Raw genomic sequence first — 18,692 nt, forward strand, 5'->3', positions numbered from 1 at the left:
TTTGAGACACTGGCTTTATGGCCCCTTCCCTGAATGCTGCAGCGCTCTCCCGCCTTTTGGGCCCTTGGAACCGCGGGGCCGGGCCGGCGTACCGGGAACTTGCAGATGTGCTCCGGCTGCTCATCCTGGACGGCCGGGTGCCCCTGGACACTGCCCTGCCCAGCGAGCGCGCCCTGTCCGCGGCGCTGGGCGTCAGCCGCACCACCGTCACGGCCGCCTATACGAGCCTCCGGGAACAAGGGTTCCTGAGCAGCGGGCAGGGCAGCCGCGGCAGGACCCGTATCCCCGACCTGAACCCGTTCGGGCCGGCGATTTCGGCCCCGCCAACCTCAAGGCAGCCAGCGGGGCAGGCGCCGGCGGAGCAGGTGTCGGTGGACCAGCAGCTGGCGGGACAGGGCAAGTCAGGACAAGGCAGGGCGGGACAGGGGCCGGGGTCATGTCCGCCCCGGGCCTGGCAGCGCCCGAGGGAGTCCTGGATTTGGCGTACTCGGCCCTTCCGGCCAGCGGCGAACTCGTGCACCGCGCCTTCGCCGCCGCACTCACCGAACTTCCGGCCCTACTGCCGGGCTTCGGCTACGACGCCATCGGCCTGCTTCCGCTCCGCCAGGCGATCGCTGACAGGTACACGGCCGCCGGCGTGCCCACGCATGCGGGGCAGGTGATGGTGACGTCGGGCGCCCAGCACGCACTGACCATAGTGCTCCGCACCCTGGCGGACCGCCAGGACCGGGTCCTGGTGGAACACCCCAGTTACCCCAACGCCCTGGATGCAATCCGGGCCGCCCGGTGCCGGCCTGTTCCCGTTGCCTTTGCGCACGGCGGCTGGGACCTGCCGGCACTGGAAACTGCCCTCGCCCAGCAGCGTCCCAAGCTCGCGTACCTGGTGCCGGACTTCCACAACCCCACCGGCATGGCCATGCCCGATTCCCAGCGCCGGAGGCTGGTCCGCGCAGCTGCTGCCGCCGGAACGGTCCTGGTGGCGGATGAGACGCTGCGCGAATTGAACCTCGACGGCGTGAGCACCACCCCGCTGGCAGGCTTCAGCCCCCACGTGGTCAGCATCGGTTCACTCAGCAAGTCGCACTGGGGCGGCCTGCGGACCGGCTGGATCCGTGCTTCGGAACCGATGATCGGGCGGCTGGCGGCTGCGCGCACCACCATTGACCTGGGCGGACCGATCATGGAGCAGCTCGCGGCCGCGCACCTGGTCCGCGCCCTGGACGAACCGCTCCCCGCCCGGCTGGCGGCGCTGCGGACCAACAGGGCGGCCCTGCTTGAACTGCTGCGCGGGCATCTGCCCGACTGGGAGACCCCCGCGCCCGCCGGCGGGCTGTCCGTCTGGTGTCGGCTGCCGGCACCGTCCAGCACCGCGCTGACGGTCCTGGCGCCGGAGTTCGGCATCCGGCTGGCCGCCGGGCCGCGGTTCGGGATCGGCGGAGCGTTCGAGCGGTTCCTGCGGGTGCCCTTCACCCTGCCGCCTGAGCAGCTGGAAACCGCGGTGCTGGCATTGCGCGCCGCCCAGGACAAGCTCAACGCCGCTCCCCAGCTCCGGCGCACCCTCACCACTGCCCCCGCGGCGGCGATTGCCTGAGCGCCACACAACCAGGCAGCGTCAACCGCCGTTGTGGGCGCCCATAGCGACAGTTGGTGCCATCCGGGGGGCACGCAGCGGTTAGGCTCCTGCTGCCGCCCGGTCAAACGCCTTGCCATCCCGCACGGCAGCCCGGCCCATCCGCTGCTTTGCGGTATTGGTTCCGGGCCCGATGGGAACATGGCTGGTGGCTTTGGCCAGCCCCAACAGCGGCATGCCGCTGTAGACCGCTTCGATCCCGTCGGCGGGCACCTGGTAGGTTTCGTGCCAGACGCCCACGTCGCCGCGTCCAGCCATCTCCTTCATAAAACGCCGCCAGGGTTCCAGGTGCGGGGCCTCCCGGTCAGCCGCGAACTTCCGTAGATGCTCCGGGCTCTCCCAGTAGCTGAGCAGTACCGTGGTCCGCCCCAGCCACTGCTCAAAACCAAGCATCCCGGACCCCGGGTCCGACGCCAGGTGCCGGAGCATCGGCGGCATCGCCGAGGCGACCTTTGCCACGGCCCGGATCTTCCACCAGCGGTTGGCCCGCATGCCGATCAGGAACACGGTGACGGAATCACGGGCGGGGTCGGCGGTATACCGGCCCGGGAAGACTTCCTGTGCCATGGGGGCTCCTTCGTGGGGAAACGCAGGGCATTTCACGCCCGGCCACGTTTCATAACACTGTTATGTAACAACGTTATGAGACAATCGGTTCCATGGCAAGGCCCGTGATGCATGACGATTCCCTCAAACAGCAACTGCTGGAAGTGACTGCCGGCCTCGTGGACCGTGAGGGCCCGGCACGGATAACCCTCCGCGACGTGGCGGCCGCCGCGGGCACGTCCACCACCGCGGTGTACGCGCTGTTCGGCGGGAAGTCCCAGCTGCTGACCGCTGTCATGGACTACGGATTCCGGTCCTTCCGCGAGTCCCAGGAGCAGGCGGCGCACGGAGGCCTCCAGGGGCTTGGCATCGCCTACCGGACCTGGGCACTGGAACATCCCGCGCTGTACCGGCTGATGTTCGGCGGAGCCATGGCTGCCTACGCCGACTGCAAGCCCAGTCCGGAAGCCGCGGCCGGGGCGATGGACCCGCTGATCGGGGCAGTCTCCGCAGCGCAGGCCGCGGGCGCGTTGCGTGCGGCGCCGGCGGAGCTGGTGGCCGTGGCCATCTGGGCACAGGTCCACGGGCTGATGAGCCTGGAACTGGACCAGATGGGCCCGCCGGACGCTCCGTGGAGGACGTCTACCGCCTGGCCCTCGACGCCATTGGCCGCGGCTGGGCCGCCTGACCGACCCACTTTTCGACCCGGAAATCCGCCCGCGCTGCGCACATTACCTGATGCAGGCCAAATATTGGCGCGTCAGGTAATGTGCGCGTCGAACACGGTTTAGCGCGTCGGCCAGCGAGGACAACTCAGGCGTACACGCGCTCCAGGAAGCCGCTCCATGCCTTGGCGGTGGTCTCCGGGTCCCCCGCTCCGCTGAAGTCGTGGACGGTCATCCCCACGGGGGCGCCCCAGGCATTGCGGCCGAAGAACCGGTACATCGCGTCGGCGGTGCGGAGGCCCAGGAAGTGCTCGTTCTCGAAGTCCACTTCGCCCGTGAGCCGCCCCACGCCGTCGAGCTCCACATCCACGGCGGAACCCTGCCGTGCGGATTCCACACCCAGCGCCTTCCGGAGCCGCTCGAACCCGTCCGGGACCTGGGACGCGGCCGGCCCCTGGATATCGGTGAAGACCACCGGCTTGCCGTCGAAGTGCTGCAGGTACTGGCCCAGGGTGTGCAGATAGAACTCCGTGTGGCGGCTGGCGCCGTCGTACTGCTCGTCCCAGTTGTCCGCGAAGATGCCGCTGTGGACATAGTGCAGCCGGGCGCGCCCGCCCTCGAGCGGTTCCAGGACGTGCTCCAGCTGGTTGAACCAGCCGTCGGGGCCGTCCATCCGGGACACGAGATGGGCGGGGTATTCGTTCACCGTCTTGACGTCCGGCCACTGGTCCGTGGGAAACATCCATGCCGGGGTTCCCGTGGTGACGGCCTCCCACACCCGCTCCGGTGTGCCGGGCAGTTCGGTGTCGTAGACGATCTCGAAGTTGCGGTTGTCAGTCATTGTCCTGCTCCTTGCCTGAGGGGGTCTGGTTGGTTGTCTTGAGTGCCGGGTGCAGGGCCACCACCAGCCGGTGCCGCCGGCCGCGGGAGGAGGCGCCGCCGTCGTGGTACTTGTCCACCAGCTGCGTGACCGCCACGCCGAGCTCCTCGGCAAAGGCGGCACGGTCAGCCGCGCTGCGGAAGGTGATCTCGCCGTCGATGGCGAACGTTGCCAGCTTTTGGCGGGCGGCCGCGGCCCCGGCGATGAGCTTTCCCACTTCCTGGACCATCCGCCCGGCGAGGGCGAGCAGCCAGAAGGCCGAGAACCGGTCCGCGAAGCGGCGGGGGTCCGGGGAAACGGAGGCGAGCGCCGAGGGTGAAATGAGGTAGGACGCGGCCGTGGCCTGGAGGACGCGCTCGGTCACGTTGCCCTTGCGCCGCTCCTCCACCAGCTCCACGAGTCCGTGCCGCTCGAGGGCCTTGAGGTGGTAGTTGACCTTCTGCCGGGGCAGCCCCACCTTCACGGCCAGCTGCGTGGCGGATCCGGGCGTACCCAGCTCCCGGAGGATCCGGGTCCGGATGGGATCGAGTGACGCCTCGGCCGCCGCGGGGTCCTCAATCACTTCGATGTCCAACATGGTTCCATCCTGCAACCGACAAATTTTATTGTCAAGAATTTTTTTTGTCGTCGGAAGCGCCAGGGCCTGGCCCCGCAAAGTAGAATGGACCGGTGATGCAATCCCCCCTCCCCGTGCGCGACGGCGTCAACGCCACCCGCCTGCGTCTCCCCGAGGAGGGTCCCTGGGAGACCGCAATGGACTACATGATGCACCGGTGGGGCCACATCGACCCGCAGGGCATCGAGAACCGGTTCGACGCCGGCGAGATTGTCGGCGAGGGAGGTGTTCCGCTGCACCGCGGCACCCCCTTGCAGGACCACACCTTCATCTGGTACTACCGCACGCTCCCGCCGGAGACCCGGATTCCCGTGGACATCGGCATCCTGTACCAGGACGAGCACCTGCTGGTGGTGGACAAGCCCCACTTCCTGCCCACCACCCCCGGCGGCACCTACATCCAGGAGTCGGCCCTGGTGCGGCTGCGCAACCAGCTTGGCCTGCCGGACCTCATTCCCATGCACCGGCTGGACCGGATGACCGCCGGGGTGCTGCTGTTCTCCACCAATCCGCAGACCCGCGGCAGGTACCAGGTGCTCTTCGAGAAGCGGCAGGTCCAGAAGGAATACGAGTGCGTGTCCGCCGCCGAGCCTGCTCCCGGGCATCCCGCCGTCGACTTTCCAGTGGTGGTCCGCAACCGCATGACCAAGTCCCGCAGCTACCTCCTCGCGGAGGTTATTGAGGGCGAACCCAACGCCGAGACGCGGATTGAGCGGTTGGAAACGTTCGACGGCGGCCCTGCGGCGGGTGCTCCGGGCACCACGGGCGGCGGCCGGCTCGCCAGGTACCGGCTGGAACCGCACACCGGCAAGACGCACCAGCTGCGGGTGCACATGGCGTCCCTGGGACTGGGAATCGTCAACGACGCCTTCTACCCGGACCTGCTGGACAAGGCCCCGGACGACTACGCCAGGCCCCTCCAGCTCCTGGCCCGTGTCATCCAATTCGTGGACCCCGTCTCCGGGAAGCCCGTGGAGTACCGCAGCGGGCTGGAACTCAGCGAGGCCGTCCGGGCACGCTCCTGACTGCTGGCACGCCACTTGCTGCCCCGGGCGGGAACGGCAGTCCGGGAGCTGGCGTCCGCGTCCCATGAGGGGTAGACCAGTCCGTGAAGGAGCGTGGCGATCATGGACAGAATGACCGAGATTCCGGGCGACCGCACGGCCGCCAAATTCGCGTATGCCGCCGCCGGCCTCGGCGTGATGGGCGTCGCCAGCCTTGGGGCGATGTACGCCGTGGAGGTGCCCAAGGGCGGCCCCTTCGTCTTCGGAACCATCAACGACGCCGTGGGCGGAGTCTTCAGCCTGGCGGTGATCCCCGTCATCCTCCAGATCCACCGCAGGATACCGCCCGGCCGCGCCGCGGACGCGGGCAAGTGGCTGGTGCCGGCAGCCTGCGCCGCCGGCTCCGCGAGCTCATTCCTCCTCATCGCCAGGAAACTGGAGTACAAGCCCTCCACAGCAATATCGCTGGCGGCGATGACGGTGCAGGGCGGCTGGCTCCTGCTCGCGAACCGTGCCCTGCTTTCGTCGAAAGGCTACCCCGAGGACCTCGCCAGGCTGGGAACCGCCATCGGGGCCGGCCTCTGGGGGCACTGCCCGTGGCAGGCCTTGCCTTCGCGGAGCAGCTTCCGGCCTGGCTCCGCCGCGGGGTTGGCGGTGCCGGTGTGACTGTGGTGGCTGTTGCCTGGACCGCCTGGCCGTACTGGTACTTCCTGGCGGGCAGGCATTTGAGCCACGTCCCGGCCGGAAAGCGGACGCGGCGGTTCCGTCCCCTGCGGCCCACGGGCTGAGTTGAGGCCCCACCGGCCGGGTCCTATAAGCTGCGCCCTCGTCGGCACCTCCCGTTCGCTGCACCCTCTTCGGAAGCTCCCCTTCGGCAGCGGCCCGGAGTGCGGTACGTTGTGGCCATGGACTTCGGCAGCGCTGACAGCTGGGGGGCTGCGATCTATTTCTGGATCATCCCCGTAGTCCTTGGCGATGCAATCTTTCCGCCGGTCCCCTCCGAAATGGTGGTCATCACCGGCGGCGCGCTGTCCGCCGACGGCCGGGCCAACGTGTTCCTGGTTGGCGGGCTCTCCGCTCTGGCCTCCTGGATCGGCGACATGGTGGTGTTCCAGCTTTTCCGGCGCAGGCTCAGCCATGTCCTTGACCGCTGGCGGTGGGGCCGGCGCGTGCATAAGGGCATCCACGACGCCCTGGCCAAGGCGGGGCGGTCGTCGACCTACGGCACCATCATCGGCGCCAGGTTCATTCCCGGCGGGCGCCTGGCCACCTCGGCGGCAGCCGGGATCGCTGACGTTTCGGTCCGGGGCTTCAGCCTCTGCGCGGGACTCGGCGCCCTGCTGTGGGCGTGCTGGCTGGTGGGCCTGGGTACTTCACGGGGTCCGCAACAGGCTGCCGTTCTGGGCGAGCTCGCTGATCGGCGTGGTGCTGGGCCTGGTGATCGGCGCCGTCGTCGGAATAATCGTGACCCGCCGCCGCGGCAACCGGTCCCCCGTGGAGGAACCCGGACCGCTGGCCTGACGCTGGTGCCCGCCGGCAGAGCCTAGACCGGCAGCCACTTCCCGCGGTTGCGGCGAAGCACGCTGAGCGCGCCGGTGAGGGCGACGCGTTCGACGGCGTCGCGCATCATCGCTGCCGATTCCCGCGCCTGCTGGTTCTCGCCCCTGTCCTCGGTGGCCTCCACGAGGAACCGCAGGTTCAGCTGCGGCACCCCGCCGGAGATCTGCAGCTGGTGGGACTCGACATGGTGGCGCGTGCCCAGCGCCTCAACCGCGGCTTCCATGACCGATTCCGGCGGGTTGCCGGGCCGGAGCCCGGTGATCTTGAGGCGGGTCTGGAACGAAGGCATGCCCTCCAGCCTATCCAACCTGTTGCTCTATCACTTATGGTCCCTATTCCTGCTGTTTAGGGACCATAAGTGATAGAGCAACTGGGTTTAGCCGGTGTTGCGCAGGCCGGCGGCCACCCCGTTGACCGTGATGAGCATGGCGCGCTGGAGCCGTTCGTCGATCTCCGCCCCGCTGATGCTTCCGCTCTCGGCCCGGACGCGGCGCAGCAGCTCCACCTGCAGGTAGCTGATGGGGTCCAGGTACTGGTCGCGGACCTCAAGGGAACGCTTGAGCGTGGGCTGGGCATCCAGCAGGACGTGCTCGCCGGTCAGGTGCTGGACCTCGACCACCGTCAGCTCGTACTCCTCCCGGATGGTGCGGAAGATGTGGTGCAGCTCCTTGGGAACCAGGGTGTCCACGTAGTAGCCGGCGATGTCCAGGTCCGTCTTGGCGAGGGTCATCTCCACGTTGGACAGCACGGAGCGGAAGAAGTGCCAGTGCTCCATCATCTCCGCGAGCTGCGCCGCGTTGCCGGCTTCCCGGGCGGCCTTCAGGCCTGAACCGACGCCGAACCAGCCCGGAACGATCTGGCGGGACTGGGTCCAGCCGAAGACCCACGGGATGGCACGCAGGCCACCCAGGCCGGCACCGGAGTCGGGGCGCTTGGACGGGCGGGAGCCGATGTTCAGGGAACCGAGCTGCTCCACCGGGGTGGAGGCCATGAAGTAGGCAGGCAGGTCCGGGTGGTCAATGAGGCTCCGGTACCGGTCGAACGCGGCGTCGGAGATGGTCTCCATGACATGCGCGTACCGTTCCCGCTGGTCCTCGGACGTGCGCGGGTCCCGGTGCAGGGCCGAGCCCTGCAGCACCGCGGCCAGGGAGAGCTCCAGGTTTTCCCGGGCAAGCTCGGGCAGGGAGTACTTGTCCGAGATGACCTCGCCCTGCTCGGTGAACTTGATCTCACCCTCCAGGACGCCGTTGGGCTGGGCCAGGATGGCATCATAGGTGGGCCCGCCACCGCGGCCCACGGAGCCGCCGCGGCCGTGGAACAGGCGCACCCGGACACCGTGCTTGGCAGCAACGTCGCGGAGCTTGCGCTGGGTCTTGTGGATCTCCCACTGGCTGGTCAGCACGCCCGATTCCTTATTGGAGTCCGAGTAGCCCAGCATCACTTCCTGGATGTCGCCGCGCAGCCGCACCAGTTCGCGGTAGGAAGGGTCCGAGAGCAGCTGGTCGATGATTTCTGCCGAGGCGCGCAGCTCCTCCACGGTCTCGAGCAGCGGCGCAAACCCGATCTTTGCGTAGGGCTTGTCGCCGAAAAGGTTGACCAGGCCGGCTTCGCGGGCGATGACAGCGGCGGCCAGGACATCGTCCGCGCCGCGGGTCATGGAGATGATGTAGGTCTCGATGACGTCCGGGCCGTACATGCGCAGGGCACGCCGGATCTCACGGAAGACGTCGTACGTGCCGTCCGCAGCGCCGTCGAGCTTGATGGGGTGGCCGGACAGCGGCCGGCGGGAGGCGAGCTCGGAGCCCAGCACCTCGAAGCGTTCCTTGCGGCTGAGCTCGGCGTAGCGGAGCCCGGGCCCGCCGATCCGGTCCATCAGCTGGCCGACGGCGTCGTGGTGGTGGTCGGCGTGCTCGCGGATGTCCAGGGTTGCCAGGTGCAGGCCGAAGGAGGCGATGGCACGGCGGACCCGGGCCAGCGCGCCGTCCGCGGCCAGGGAGGCCGAGTGGTTGCGGAGCGAGAGTTCCACCAGCTCAAGGTCGGCCAGCAGTTCACCGGTGCCGCTGTAGTCGCGGCCGTGCTCGTGGTTGGAGTTGGCGGCCACCCGCTTGCCGGTGTTGATGAGCTTGGCCTTGATGCAGGTCAGCTTCAGCCGGTACGGCTCCTGCGCGTTCAGCTCCAGGACCCGTTTGTCCAGGCCGGGCAGCTTCTTCAGGTCCGCGTCGATGGACTCCAGCAGTTCCCGGTCCGCCCGGCAAGGGCCGTCGAGTTGGACAGGATGGAGATCAGCTCGTCGATCATGCCGATGCTGATGCGGATGGCGTGCTGGTTCTGGATCTGCAGGATCTCCCGGGTGACGGCCGCGGTGACGTTGGGATTGCCGTCGCGGTCACCGCCGATCCAGGAACCGAAGCGGATGGGCGCGTCCTTGGACGCGAGGGTGACGCCGTGGTCCCCCAGCAGCTCGGACAGTTCGGTGAGCATCTCCGGCATGGCGTCGGTGAGGATGCCGCCCAGGTAGTAGATGGCGTTGCGGGCTTCGTCCACGGGGGTGGGCCGCACCTGGCGCAGCTCGTCGGTCTGCCACATCTGGTCGATGATTTCGGCCAGCTGGCGGTCCTGGCGGCGGCGCGCGGTGGTGCCTTCGGCGGTGGGCTGGGCCAGGACGTCGGAGAGCTTGCGGATCTTGTCCAGCACGGAGCGGCGGGACGCTTCGGTGGGGTGGGCGGTGAAGATGGGCCGGACGTCCAGGCCGTTGACCACTTCCTGCAGCACGGCGGGCCCGGCCTGGCTGGCGATCTCGGCAACGGTCTTGGCCAGCCAGCCGTCCTTCTCCGCGCGGGTCCGGAGGCCGCGGACGCGGTGGACCTGCTCGGCGGCATTGGCGAGGTGGAAGTAGAACGCGAAGGCGCGGACCAGGTCGGTGGCCTGCTCGATGGGCAGGGAGCCGAGGAGCTCGCGGACCTGGGCAACGACGTCGTGCGCGCTCCAGGGCCCGGTGGCGTCGGCACCGCCGCGGGCGGCCTCCTTGGACTCCTTGGTGAGGAGCCGGACCTGCTCCACGAGGTCCAGGAGTTCGGGCCCGTGCTGGCGGACCAGGGATTCACCCAGCAGCGTTGACACACGCCGGACGTCCGCCCTCAGTTCGGCGGCAAGGTCGGTTTCGGGATTTGTTGCAGTGTGAGCCATGGAAGCAATCTCTCGAGGGTTTCGGACTTGGCTCGTACACTGCGCTGGATACTGTGAGCCACGTTACTAGCTAAAGATGGTACCCGCAGGGTGCGCCCACCGGGGAATCCGTCTCAGATAATGTCATCCGCCGGGTAACCTACGTGGCGTTTGACGCGCTCCAGTTCGGCGCGCAGATCCGCCAATTCCGAGCCGGCAGCAGCGGCCTGCGCATTACGACGGCGGGACACCGCCGCGTTGACGGCGAGCACGGCCCCGCCCACCGGGACCAGGAGGGCCAGCGCCCAGCCGGCCGCGGCGAAATACTCCAGCGCCACGGGAAGCGCGGCCCGGAAGTCCACGAAGTCATTCACGCCATCGGCCATTGCGTTCAAGGTTCCGTCCAGCGGGCCCAGGAAGTCCCCACCAGCGGGGCCCCGGAGAGTGCCGGCGGGTCAAGCCGGGCTTCCTGGTCGCCGCCCCAGCGGCCGTCACCCAGATGGTTCAGCACATAGATGCCGGCGCCCGTGCTGGCGGCCAGGAACGCGACGACGGCGGCGAGCGCGGCCAGGTCCGGCCGGCGCGGCCGCCACAGCAGCACCGCCACACCGCACGCCAGCGCGGCGATCCAGGTCAGCGCTTTGAGCCACTCACTGTTAATTCCGGCAAGAATGTCCACGCAGCCTATTCAACCCCGCGGACCACCTTGATGTTGAAGTCCGCCGTGCCCAGGACGCCATACAGCCGCAGCCACAGCGGGAGCCACATTTCCGCTCCCCGGGCGCTGGTGATGTCGCCGAGGTCGATGATGTCCCGGTGTCCAAAGGACTCCAGCAACTCCCGGACGGTGTCTTTGGCCGCGGCATCATCGCCGGACAGGAAGACCGAGTGGTCGCCGCCGGCAAGGTGGCCGGGGTCCACCATCAGGGCAGCATTCATGGTGTTGAGCGTTTTCACCACCCGCGCTTCCGGAAAACCCCGCTGGATCCGCTCGGCAAGGCTGTCCGTGTTGACCGGGTTCAGGACCGGGGGCATCCCCTGGGAGGAATCGAGCGGATTGGACACGTCCACCAGGACCTTGCCGGCCAGCCGCGCGGCTCCGGCCGCACCCAGCGCCGGGAGGGACCCGGCCCCGCTGGTGGCATTCACCACCAGTTCGGCGGCCGCTGCGGCACCGGCAAAATCCGCCAGGCCAACATCTGCGTGCCGGGCCTGCCACTCGCTGAAAGGGGGCCTGCCCATCCCGTCCGGCCCGGTGCGGGCGGCAGTTGCGCCCGGGTCCCGGGTTCCCACCGTTACCTCATGCCCCCGTTCAGCCAGGGCGCCAGCCAGGGCGCGCCCCACCGTTCCGGTGCCAAAGACAGCAATCCGCATGTCAATCCCCTCCGTTGGTTCAGCCGACCAGGCGGCCCGGCATATGCTGCCGGAGCCTGCTGGTTCCGAGGCTACTCCGCCCGCTGCCCGCGGCAAGCAGGAATGTGCCCCTGCCCGGAATGAACGCGCACGTGCCGCAGTTGTAGCCGGGGCAGGACAACCGGAAGGAACCATGGACATCCCCACCGCCTCCATCGAGCGCTGGCAGCGCTTCCGCGCCAACCGCAACAAAGCCCTGGCAGCCCGCCACGGCTGGCTGACGCTCACCTCCTTCCAGTGGCTGGAGGACGTGCCGGCCGCCGTCGAACGTGCCCCCGGCCTGTGGTCAACAAACGGTACGACGGCGTCACTTACCGCGGTGCCGGACGACGGCCTGACGCTCGTGGAGACCGGAGAGCCGGTGGACGGCACCGTCACGGCGGCGCTCGCCGACGAGGAATCGCTGATGTGGGTCCAGTTCGGCGGACCGGACGGTGACCAGGTGGTGGTGGAGCTGGCCATGCGGGCCGGGCGGTACGCTATCCGGACCAGGGACTCGGGCTCCCCCGCGCTCACCGGATTCGACGGCGTGCCCACCTATGCCTACAACCCGGACTGGGAAGTGACGGGCCAGTTTGAGCCCTATCCGGAGCCGGTGGACGTGCCCATCGCCACCGCCAATCCCCTGGTGGACGGCGTCCACCGGAGTGTGGGTGAGGTGGTGTTCCGGCTCCCCGGGAGCCCGCACGAGTTCCGGCTGCACGCTGAGGAGGAAAAGCTCGGCGCGCTGACGGTCACGTTCCATGACGAGACCAACGGGGATACCACCGACGACTGGCGCAAGCTCTCCACACCCCGGCCGCGGCCCGACGGTTCCGTGGTGCTCGACTTCAACCGGGCCATCAACTACCCCAGTGCCTTCACCCCCTACGGCACCTGCCCCATGCCGGTGAGGAACAACAGCCTGGACATCCGGGTGGAGGCAGGCGAGCAGCTGCCGTATCCGCCGGGGTCCTAGGCGATGGCGGACACCCCGGTGACCGCGCGGCCGGCGATCAGGGTGTTGATTTCGAACGAGCCCTCATACGTGTAGATGGCCTCGGCGTCGGAGAAGATCTTCGCCATCCGGTAGTCCGTGACGATGCCGTTGCCGCCCAGGATGGACCGGCCCAGCGCCACGGTTTCGCGCATCCGGGCGCTGAGGTAGGACTTCGCCAGGGCAACCTGGGGCATGTCCGCGGCACCTTGGTCCTGCAGCCGGGCGAGCCCCGCCATCATCCCCATGCTGGCGACGGTGTTGCCGAGCATGGTGACCAGCTGCTGCTGGATGAGCTGGAACCGCGCCAGCGGGCGGCCGAACTGGTGGCGTTCGACGGCGTACTGCCGGGCGACGTCGAACGCGGCCAGCTGCTGCCCCACGGTCTGCCACGCCACCATGATCCGGGAGCTGCGGAGGAGCTCCTTGGTGTCGTCGAAGCTGCTGATGGCGGCGAACCGGTCCGCCTCGGCCACCCTGACGTCCTTAAACACGATGTCCGCGTTCTGCACCGTCCGCAGGGCAATCTTGTTCTCGATCCTGGTCCGGCTGATTCCGGGCAGGGTGGCGTCCACGATGAAGCCGCGGACGGCCCCGTCCGCTTCGTCCCGCGCCCACACGAGCATGTAGTCGCAGAACGTCCCGTTGCCGATCCAGCGTTTGGCGCCGTTCAGCACCCAGGTGTCCCCGCCGCCGTCGGGTTTGCCGGTTGCCGACGAGATCCGCCGGGCCCGGGTCTCCATCCCGCCCGCGACGTCCGAGCCGTGGTCCGGTTCGGTGAGGGCGAAGGCCCCGGTGATCCGCAGGTTTGATGCGTCGGCGAGCAGGCGCTGCTGCTGTTGCGGGCTGCCGAACGCATAGAGGGACTCGACGAAGAGGTCGTGGTGGACCAGGAAGAACGTGGCGATGGACGTGTCCACGCGGGTGATCTCGGCGATGACCAGCCCGGCGAAGAGGTTGCTGTAGCCGCGCTGGGCCGGGGTGCTCAGTTCAAGGGCGGCCAGCTTGGGCAGGATGTGGGCGGGAATTCCGCCCTGTTCCACCAGTCCACCGCGTAGGGAGCGACTTCGGCGGCCAGGAACGCCCGCAATTCAGCCAGCTTGTTCCGTTCCGGCCGGCTGAGCAGGGATTCGACGTCGAAGAAGTCGGCTGCGGGGAGCTCCACCTTGCGTCCTGCGGGGGCGGTCATTTTGGCCCCATCCGGATGGCACCGTCCAGGCGGATGGTCTCGCCGTTGAGCATGGCGTTGTCCACGATGTGCGCCACCAGCCGGGCGTACTCCTGCGGACGGCCAAGCCGGGAAGGATGCGGTACCTGCGCCCCCAGCGAGTCCTGCGCCTCCTGCGGCAGGCCGGCCATCATCGGGGTTTCGAAGATTCCGGGTGCGATGGTGACCACCCGCACCAGCGAGCGCGCCAGTTCCCGGGCGATGGGCAGGGTCATCGCGGCCACCGCGCCCTTGGAGGCAGCGTAGGCCGGCTGGCCGATCTGGCCTTCGAATGCCGCCACCGAGGCGGTGTTGATGATGACGCCGCGCTCGGGACCGCCCAGTTCGGTGATGGCGGGCTCGGTGGCCACCATGGCGGCGGCGGCCAGGCGCAGGACGTTGAAGGTGCCCAGCAGGTTGACCTGGACAACGCGGTTGAACGCCTCCAGCGGCAGGATTCCCTCCCGCCCCAGCACCTTGCCGGGGGTGGCGATTCCTGCGCAGTTCACCACGATCCGCAGCGGCCCGAGCCGGACGGCGGCGTCGACGGCGTCCTGCACCTCAGCCTCATTGGTCACGTCCGCGGGGGCGAAGACGGCGGACTTCCGGGTGCCGCCCGTACCGCCGGAGGCTGGTCCGGCCTGGCTCGAGTCCGCCGTGGCCGCAGTCTCGTTCAGTTCATCCGCAAGGGCGGACCCGGAGGAGGACGGAAGGTCAAGGATCACGACGGAGGCGCCGGCGTCGAACAGGGTACGGACGGTGGCGGCACCAAGGCCGGACGCACCTCCGGTGACGAGCGCGACGCTGCCTGCAATGTCCATCCATCCTCCTTGATGTGGCCCGTCAACCGCGGGTGCAGCCGCAGCGTATCAGTTAGTGAATGTTAACTGAAGAGCGGGCGGTGTGCACCACGTGCCGCTTCCGCCCGGTTCATGTACGCCGCGCTAGGGTGGAAGCCATGACCTCCCGCCCCGCCGCCGGTTCCGTCTGGCACGGCCGTGCCTCCCACGCCGCCCGGTCCGTCACCGCGCTCTTCGGCCGGAAGCTGCTGTTCCTGCCGGGCACGCACCTGGCCGCGGTGGCGTGGAATCCCGAAGAGCCGGTCCAGCCCGGTCCCGCCTGGCTGCATGCGCTGCGGCGGCTGGCCTCCGGTTCTGCCCTGGCCCACCCGTGGCATTACTGGTGGCAGGCCCACTACGTGGACTGCCTGGTGGACACCGGCCGGCGGGAACTGGGCAGCGGGGCCACACCGGCGGCGCGGTTCAACGGCCCGGGCAACCCCAGTGCAGGGCAGCTCGCGTCCAGGCTGGTGACCGGAATCCGGCTGCGCAACGCGTTCACCTTCGTCAACAACTACTACGACGACATGGCCTGGCTGGCCCTGGCCACGCTCCGCCTGGATGCTCTGGCAGAGGAGACACGGAAGCCGGGCCGCCGCCGCAATGCACGGGTCCGCGAAACCCTGGTGCTGCAGTTCGATGCCGCCAGCACCGATGACCTGGGCGGCGGGGTGTTCTGGAGCAAGAAACGGGACTTCAAGAACACGCCCGCCACGGCTCCGGTGGCGCTTTTCTACGCCCGCACCGGGCAGCGCGCGAAGGCGCAGTTGCTGCTGGACTGGCTGGACCGCACGCTCTTCGACCTGGAGCAGCGCCTGTACCTGGACGGGGCCCGGCTTGATGCCGCCGGGAACGTGACGGTGGACCGGGCTGTCTACACCTACAACCAGGGGCCCGTGCTGGGCGCCCTCCTGGAACTGGGCGGCGAGGCCAACCTTGCCCGGGCGGCGGAACTGGTGGACGCCGTGGACCGGCACCTGACCGTGCCTGCCGTGGGTGCGGGCGACACCGGACCCACGGTGCTCCGCTGCGACGGGACGGGCGACGGCGGCCTCTTCACCGGGATCCTCTGCCGCTACCTGGCCCTGGCCGCCACCGACGGCCGGCTTCCGGAGCCGGCCCGCACAACAGCGGCGCGCCTGGTGACGGATACCGCCCAGGCGTTCTGGGACGGACGGCGCACGCTGGACGCCGGAACACCTGCCGGCAGCCACCCGGGCCGCAGCGTCTTCTCCATCCACGCCGCACAGCCGGCGGACCACACGTATCCGCCGGGCGCCGCCGTCGAGCTTTCCACCCAGCTGCAGGCCTGGATGACCCTGGAGGCGGCCGCGGCCATCACCGGTTCCTCGCGGATCCCCGCCAGCGGCGTCACGGCGCCGTTCTTCAGTGATACCTGCCCGCCTCCGGCTGCCAGCCGCGCTTCCTTCGCGCCGTCGGGCGGGAACACCAGCGAGGTCAGGGTCTGCCGGCCGCCGTCCACGAACACTTCCACGGAGGACCGGTCAACGTAGACCGTGAGGCGGACAGTGTCGCCGCTGGAAGGACCCTCAACCGCCTGCACGTCCCGGTACACGGGATCCACCGCGCCCTTCGATGCGGCGCCGCGGTCTTTGACGGTTTCGGACACGGCGTCGTCCCGGACCACGAAGGCCTTGCCGCCGGCAAAGTCGTAGCCCACGGTGGCGTAGGTCCGGCCTCCGCTTTGCAGGAGCATCCGCGCCTCTCCCGTGTTGGGGTCGGGCCGCTCGAACTCGAGCTCGGCCTTGTAGACGCCGCTCTCCGGGACGGCCAGCACGGATTCCTCCCCCAGCGGCCCGGCCGGCACCTGCGCCGTGTCGCCCTCCAGCGACTGCAGCGCGGGGGTGGGCGTGGACACCAGGGCCGGGCGTCCGCCGTCGGACTCCAGCCGGAGGTCCCGCACCACGGAGGCCGCCCCGAACCAGTTGTCCGTGGGGAGGTTACGGGCGTAGGCCCAGTTGTTCATCCAGCCAATGGCATGCCGTGAGGACTTGCGCTGCCCGTCCGTCAGGCGTGGGTCGTCCCAGGTGACGGCCGCGTAGAAGTCCGATCCGCCGTCGAGCCACTGGTGCCCGCCGTCCGGAGTGAAGCCCTTTCCGTCAAAGCTGCCGGTCCAGTACGCCAGGCCGGTGGTGCGGCCCTCGTCCGCACCGTTGGCGCTGGCAGCCAGCACCCAGGTGCGCTTGGCGGGGTCGCCATCCACGTCCATCTGGAAGAAGTCCGGGCATTCAAGGATGCCGAGGCCGTCCCGCTCAAAAGCTGAAACGTAGATCCAGTCCTTGAGGTCCTTGGACGTGTAGAAGCCGACCTTGTGGCCCTCGGCGAGCAGCATCAGCCACTGGTTGTTTGCCTCATCCCGCACGATCCGCGGGTCCCGCCAGTGCTCGGCGCCGGGGTTCTCCATGACCGGGTTCTGCTCGTAGTTCTGGAAGCTGTAGCCGTTGTCCGTGGAGTAGAACAGCGACTGGCGTTGGACGCCGTCGTGCTGCTGGGTGAGGACCGCGATCACGGCCCCTTTGCCGAAGCCGGCGGTGCCCTCCGTGTCCACCACGGCGGACCCGGTCTCAATGTCGCCCAGGCCGTTGCGGAACTTCTCGATGGCCACGCCCTCGTTGTTCCAGTGCACCAGGTCGGTGCTGGTGGCATGGAACCACTCGGTGCCGTTCCCTTCGGGGTAGTCCACGTTGTAGAGGTAGTAGTAGTGCCAAAGCCCGTCCAGGAAGAACGGCCGCTGGGGGTCGTTCATCCAGCGCTGGTCCGGGGTCAGGTGGTAGGCGGGACGGAAGCCGGGGTCCTCCGCCGGCGCCGCCAGGGCCGCAGAGTCCTGTTCGGCCAGGACTTGCCGGCGCCCAGGTCCGTGAGCAGGGCATCGCGGGCTTCCGGGCTGATGCATTCCGGAAGCCGGACTGCATCAGCGTCCTCTTCCACCGCGTCAGGGGCGGTGCTGCTCCGGAGGAAGACCTTGCCCTCCACCCGGACGCCCGCCAGCCACCCCGTGCCGCATTCGATGCTGCGGACGTCCTCCGCGCCGTCTGCCGGAACGGCCGTGCCGCGTTCAGCCAGAGTCGAATCGTTGCCCTTGAGCCACAGCGAGGCGTAGCCGCCGGTGCGGTCCATGGCCGCGGCCTGCGCGGCTGCCACATCGTCCAGCACCGCCCCGGCGGTGGCGGCAGGGCCGGACCGGGCGTTACCGGCGAGCACCAGTGAGACTGCCAGGACGAGGACAGCCGCGCCGGCCACCGTCCACACGAGGAGGCGGCGGCCGGCGGCGAAGCGTCTGAGGGCGGGAAGTACAGTTCCGGGGGTATGTCGGGGCATTGAATTCAATCCGTCGCTGAACGCGCAAGTGCCGTCCCCCGGATCGGGGAACGGCACCAGTGCAAGTGAGCCATCAATGTTACCGGTTCGTTATCAGGAACCCCAATTATGTTGCGCCGGACACTTCTGCGGCCAAGGTGTCCTTACGGCCCCTCAACCGGGCGCTTCTTCTGCGGGTACAGGGCTTCGCCGCGTGCCAGCATGTCCACGAAGCCCTCGATCCGACGCTGTCTGGTGGCGGGCTGCTTGGCCGTAATGGTCCGGTAAATCAGGGCGAACCGGTTGGTTTTGGTCAGGACGTCAAACATGGCCTGGGCCGCAGGAACGGCAGCGATGGCGGCCGCCAGATCCTCGGGAACTTCCGCCGTCGCCTGCCCGCCGTAGGCTGCCTCCCAGCGGCCGTCGGCCTTCGCGGCGTCGACGGCGGCCCGGCCCGCGCCGGTCATCTTTCCGGCAGCTTCCAGGCGGGCAACATGGGCCACGTTCCGGGCCGACCAGGCGCTCCGCGGCCCTCGGGGCGTCATGCGGACGAAAGTGCTCCCGCCGTCCCGGCGCCGGGCCTGTCCGTCGATCCAGCCGAAACAGAGCGCCTCGTCCAGGGCCGCCGCATAATCCAGGCCGGTGACCTGCCCGCCCTTTTTATGCAGGACCAGCCACACACCCCGGGCCGTGCCGTGGTTGGCCTCCAGCCACCTGCGCCAGGCGGCGGCATCGGGCACCAGCAGTTCCTCGAGTTCGACGGCCATGCGCCTATTCTGCCCCTGCAACCCGGGTGCACAAGCGCTATCCCCCTCCGGCCCGCCCCGTGGCATCATGGCCTAAAGCTCCAGTTGCCGAGATGAAGGACAAACC

General features: G+C 69.0%; 15 protein-coding genes and 5 pseudogenes. 7 read left to right on the forward strand and 13 right to left on the reverse strand.

Annotation, left to right across the window (positions count from 1 at the left end; translation table 11 throughout):
* Window positions 1–17: 17 nt before the first annotated feature.
* Window positions 18–1,591, forward strand: a pseudogene (locus ACPEE0_RS16680) (PLP-dependent aminotransferase family protein).
* Window positions 1,592–1,672: 81 nt separating this feature from the next.
* Here the strand turns inward: ACPEE0_RS16680 and ACPEE0_RS16685 are convergent.
* A complete protein-coding gene (locus ACPEE0_RS16685; RefSeq protein WP_424574896.1) occupies window positions 1,673–2,197 on the reverse strand; it encodes a DUF4188 domain-containing protein in 525 nt (174 codons plus the stop codon).
* Between the two features lie 107 nt (window positions 2,198–2,304).
* Here ACPEE0_RS16685 and ACPEE0_RS16690 point away from each other — a divergent pair, with 107 nt between their 5' ends.
* Entirely contained in the window at window positions 2,305–2,967 is a 663-nt protein-coding gene (locus ACPEE0_RS16690; protein WP_424575295.1) for a TetR-like C-terminal domain-containing protein, read from the forward strand.
* Between the two features lie 22 nt (window positions 2,968–2,989).
* Here ACPEE0_RS16690 and ACPEE0_RS16695 read toward each other — a convergent pair whose 3' ends face one another.
* Together ACPEE0_RS16695 and ACPEE0_RS16700 are read right to left on the reverse strand one after the other, a co-directional pair.
* Complete coding sequence (locus ACPEE0_RS16695) at window positions 2,990–3,682, reverse strand: SRPBCC family protein (RefSeq protein ID WP_424574897.1); 693 nt, start codon at window positions 3,680–3,682, stop codon at window positions 2,990–2,992.
* On the reverse strand, window positions 3,675–4,298 hold the full coding sequence (locus tag ACPEE0_RS16700; protein ID WP_009358676.1) for a winged helix-turn-helix domain-containing protein: 624 nt from the start codon (window positions 4,296–4,298) through the stop codon (window positions 3,675–3,677). Before ACPEE0_RS16700 ends, ACPEE0_RS16695 begins: the two co-directional genes overlap by 8 nt.
* Before the next feature lie 95 nt (window positions 4,299–4,393).
* On the opposite strand from ACPEE0_RS16700, the gene ACPEE0_RS16705 reads away from it, so the two are divergent.
* The 3 genes and pseudogenes from ACPEE0_RS16705 (at window position 4,394) to ACPEE0_RS16715 (ending at window position 6,862) form a co-directional block, all read left to right on the forward strand.
* Window positions 4,394–5,362: an RluA family pseudouridine synthase gene (locus tag ACPEE0_RS16705; protein WP_354176505.1), complete on the forward strand. Its 969-nt coding sequence runs from the start codon at window positions 4,394–4,396 to the stop codon at window positions 5,360–5,362.
* Window positions 5,363–5,464: 102 nt separating this feature from the next.
* Window positions 5,465–6,007: a hypothetical protein gene (locus ACPEE0_RS16710; protein WP_424574898.1), complete on the forward strand. Its 543-nt coding sequence runs from the start codon at window positions 5,465–5,467 to the stop codon at window positions 6,005–6,007.
* A gap of 239 nt (window positions 6,008–6,246) precedes the next feature.
* A pseudogene (locus ACPEE0_RS16715) lies at window positions 6,247–6,862 on the forward strand (DedA family protein).
* A 22-nt stretch (window positions 6,863–6,884) separates the two neighbouring features.
* Here ACPEE0_RS16715 and ACPEE0_RS16720 read toward each other — a convergent pair.
* The 5 genes and pseudogenes from ACPEE0_RS16720 to ACPEE0_RS16740 form a co-directional block, all read right to left on the reverse strand.
* On the reverse strand, window positions 6,885–7,190 hold the full coding sequence (locus ACPEE0_RS16720; RefSeq protein ID WP_009358672.1) for a hypothetical protein: 306 nt from the start codon (window positions 7,188–7,190) through the stop codon (window positions 6,885–6,887).
* Between the two features lie 87 nt (window positions 7,191–7,277).
* A pseudogene (gene ppc, locus ACPEE0_RS16725) lies at window positions 7,278–10,087 on the reverse strand (phosphoenolpyruvate carboxylase).
* 113 nt (window positions 10,088–10,200) lie between these two features.
* Window positions 10,201–10,461 carry a hypothetical protein gene (locus ACPEE0_RS16730; RefSeq protein ID WP_424574899.1) on the reverse strand — a complete coding sequence of 87 codons (261 nt, stop codon included), beginning with the start codon at window positions 10,459–10,461 and terminating at the stop codon, window positions 10,201–10,203.
* On the reverse strand, window positions 10,458–10,745 hold the full coding sequence (locus tag ACPEE0_RS16735; protein ID WP_424574900.1) for a hypothetical protein: 288 nt from the start codon (window positions 10,743–10,745) through the stop codon (window positions 10,458–10,460). The genes ACPEE0_RS16730 and ACPEE0_RS16735 overlap by 4 nt, the downstream gene beginning before the upstream one ends.
* Before the next feature lie 5 nt (window positions 10,746–10,750).
* Window positions 10,751–11,440: an NADPH-dependent F420 reductase gene (locus ACPEE0_RS16740; RefSeq protein WP_424574901.1), complete on the reverse strand. Its 690-nt coding sequence runs from the start codon at window positions 11,438–11,440 to the stop codon at window positions 10,751–10,753.
* Window positions 11,441–11,612: 172 nt separating this feature from the next.
* Here ACPEE0_RS16740 and ACPEE0_RS16745 point away from each other — a divergent pair, with 172 nt between their 5' ends.
* Complete coding sequence (locus ACPEE0_RS16745; protein ID WP_424574902.1) at window positions 11,613–12,437, forward strand: DUF1684 domain-containing protein; 825 nt, start codon at window positions 11,613–11,615, stop codon at window positions 12,435–12,437.
* Here ACPEE0_RS16745 and ACPEE0_RS16750 read toward each other — a convergent pair.
* Both ACPEE0_RS16750 and ACPEE0_RS16755 read right to left on the reverse strand, forming a co-directional pair.
* Window positions 12,434–13,644: pseudogene (locus ACPEE0_RS16750) on the reverse strand (acyl-CoA dehydrogenase family protein). The gene ACPEE0_RS16745 and the pseudogene ACPEE0_RS16750 sit on opposite strands and share 4 nt — an antisense overlap.
* Entirely contained in the window at window positions 13,641–14,483 is an 843-nt protein-coding gene (locus ACPEE0_RS16755) for an SDR family NAD(P)-dependent oxidoreductase (RefSeq protein WP_424574903.1), read from the reverse strand. Before ACPEE0_RS16755 ends, ACPEE0_RS16750 begins: the two are co-directional and overlap by 4 nt.
* A 137-nt stretch (window positions 14,484–14,620) precedes the next feature.
* On the opposite strand from ACPEE0_RS16755, the gene ACPEE0_RS16760 reads away from it, so the two are divergent.
* Complete coding sequence (locus ACPEE0_RS16760) at window positions 14,621–16,015, forward strand: glycoside hydrolase family 76 protein (RefSeq protein WP_424574904.1); 1,395 nt, start codon at window positions 14,621–14,623, stop codon at window positions 16,013–16,015.
* On the opposite strand, the pseudogene ACPEE0_RS16765 reads toward ACPEE0_RS16760, so the two are convergent.
* From ACPEE0_RS16765 to ACPEE0_RS16775, 3 genes and pseudogenes are all read right to left on the reverse strand, one after another.
* Window positions 15,937–17,268: pseudogene (locus tag ACPEE0_RS16765) on the reverse strand (glycoside hydrolase family 32 protein); the annotation flags it as partial. The gene ACPEE0_RS16760 and the pseudogene ACPEE0_RS16765 overlap by 79 nt on opposite strands.
* Window positions 17,269–17,285: 17 nt before the next feature.
* Complete coding sequence (locus ACPEE0_RS16770; RefSeq protein ID WP_424574905.1) at window positions 17,286–17,840, reverse strand: hypothetical protein; 555 nt, start codon at window positions 17,838–17,840, stop codon at window positions 17,286–17,288.
* A gap of 143 nt (window positions 17,841–17,983) precedes the next feature.
* Window positions 17,984–18,586 carry a YdeI/OmpD-associated family protein gene (locus ACPEE0_RS16775; protein ID WP_009358665.1) on the reverse strand — a complete coding sequence of 201 codons (603 nt, stop codon included), beginning with the start codon at window positions 18,584–18,586 and terminating at the stop codon, window positions 17,984–17,986.
* Window positions 18,587–18,692: the final 106 nt, after the last annotated feature.

Source organism: Arthrobacter sp. SD76, from assembly GCF_049726125.1.
GTDB classification, from domain to species: domain Bacteria; phylum Actinomycetota; class Actinomycetes; order Actinomycetales; family Micrococcaceae; genus Arthrobacter; species Arthrobacter nitrophenolicus.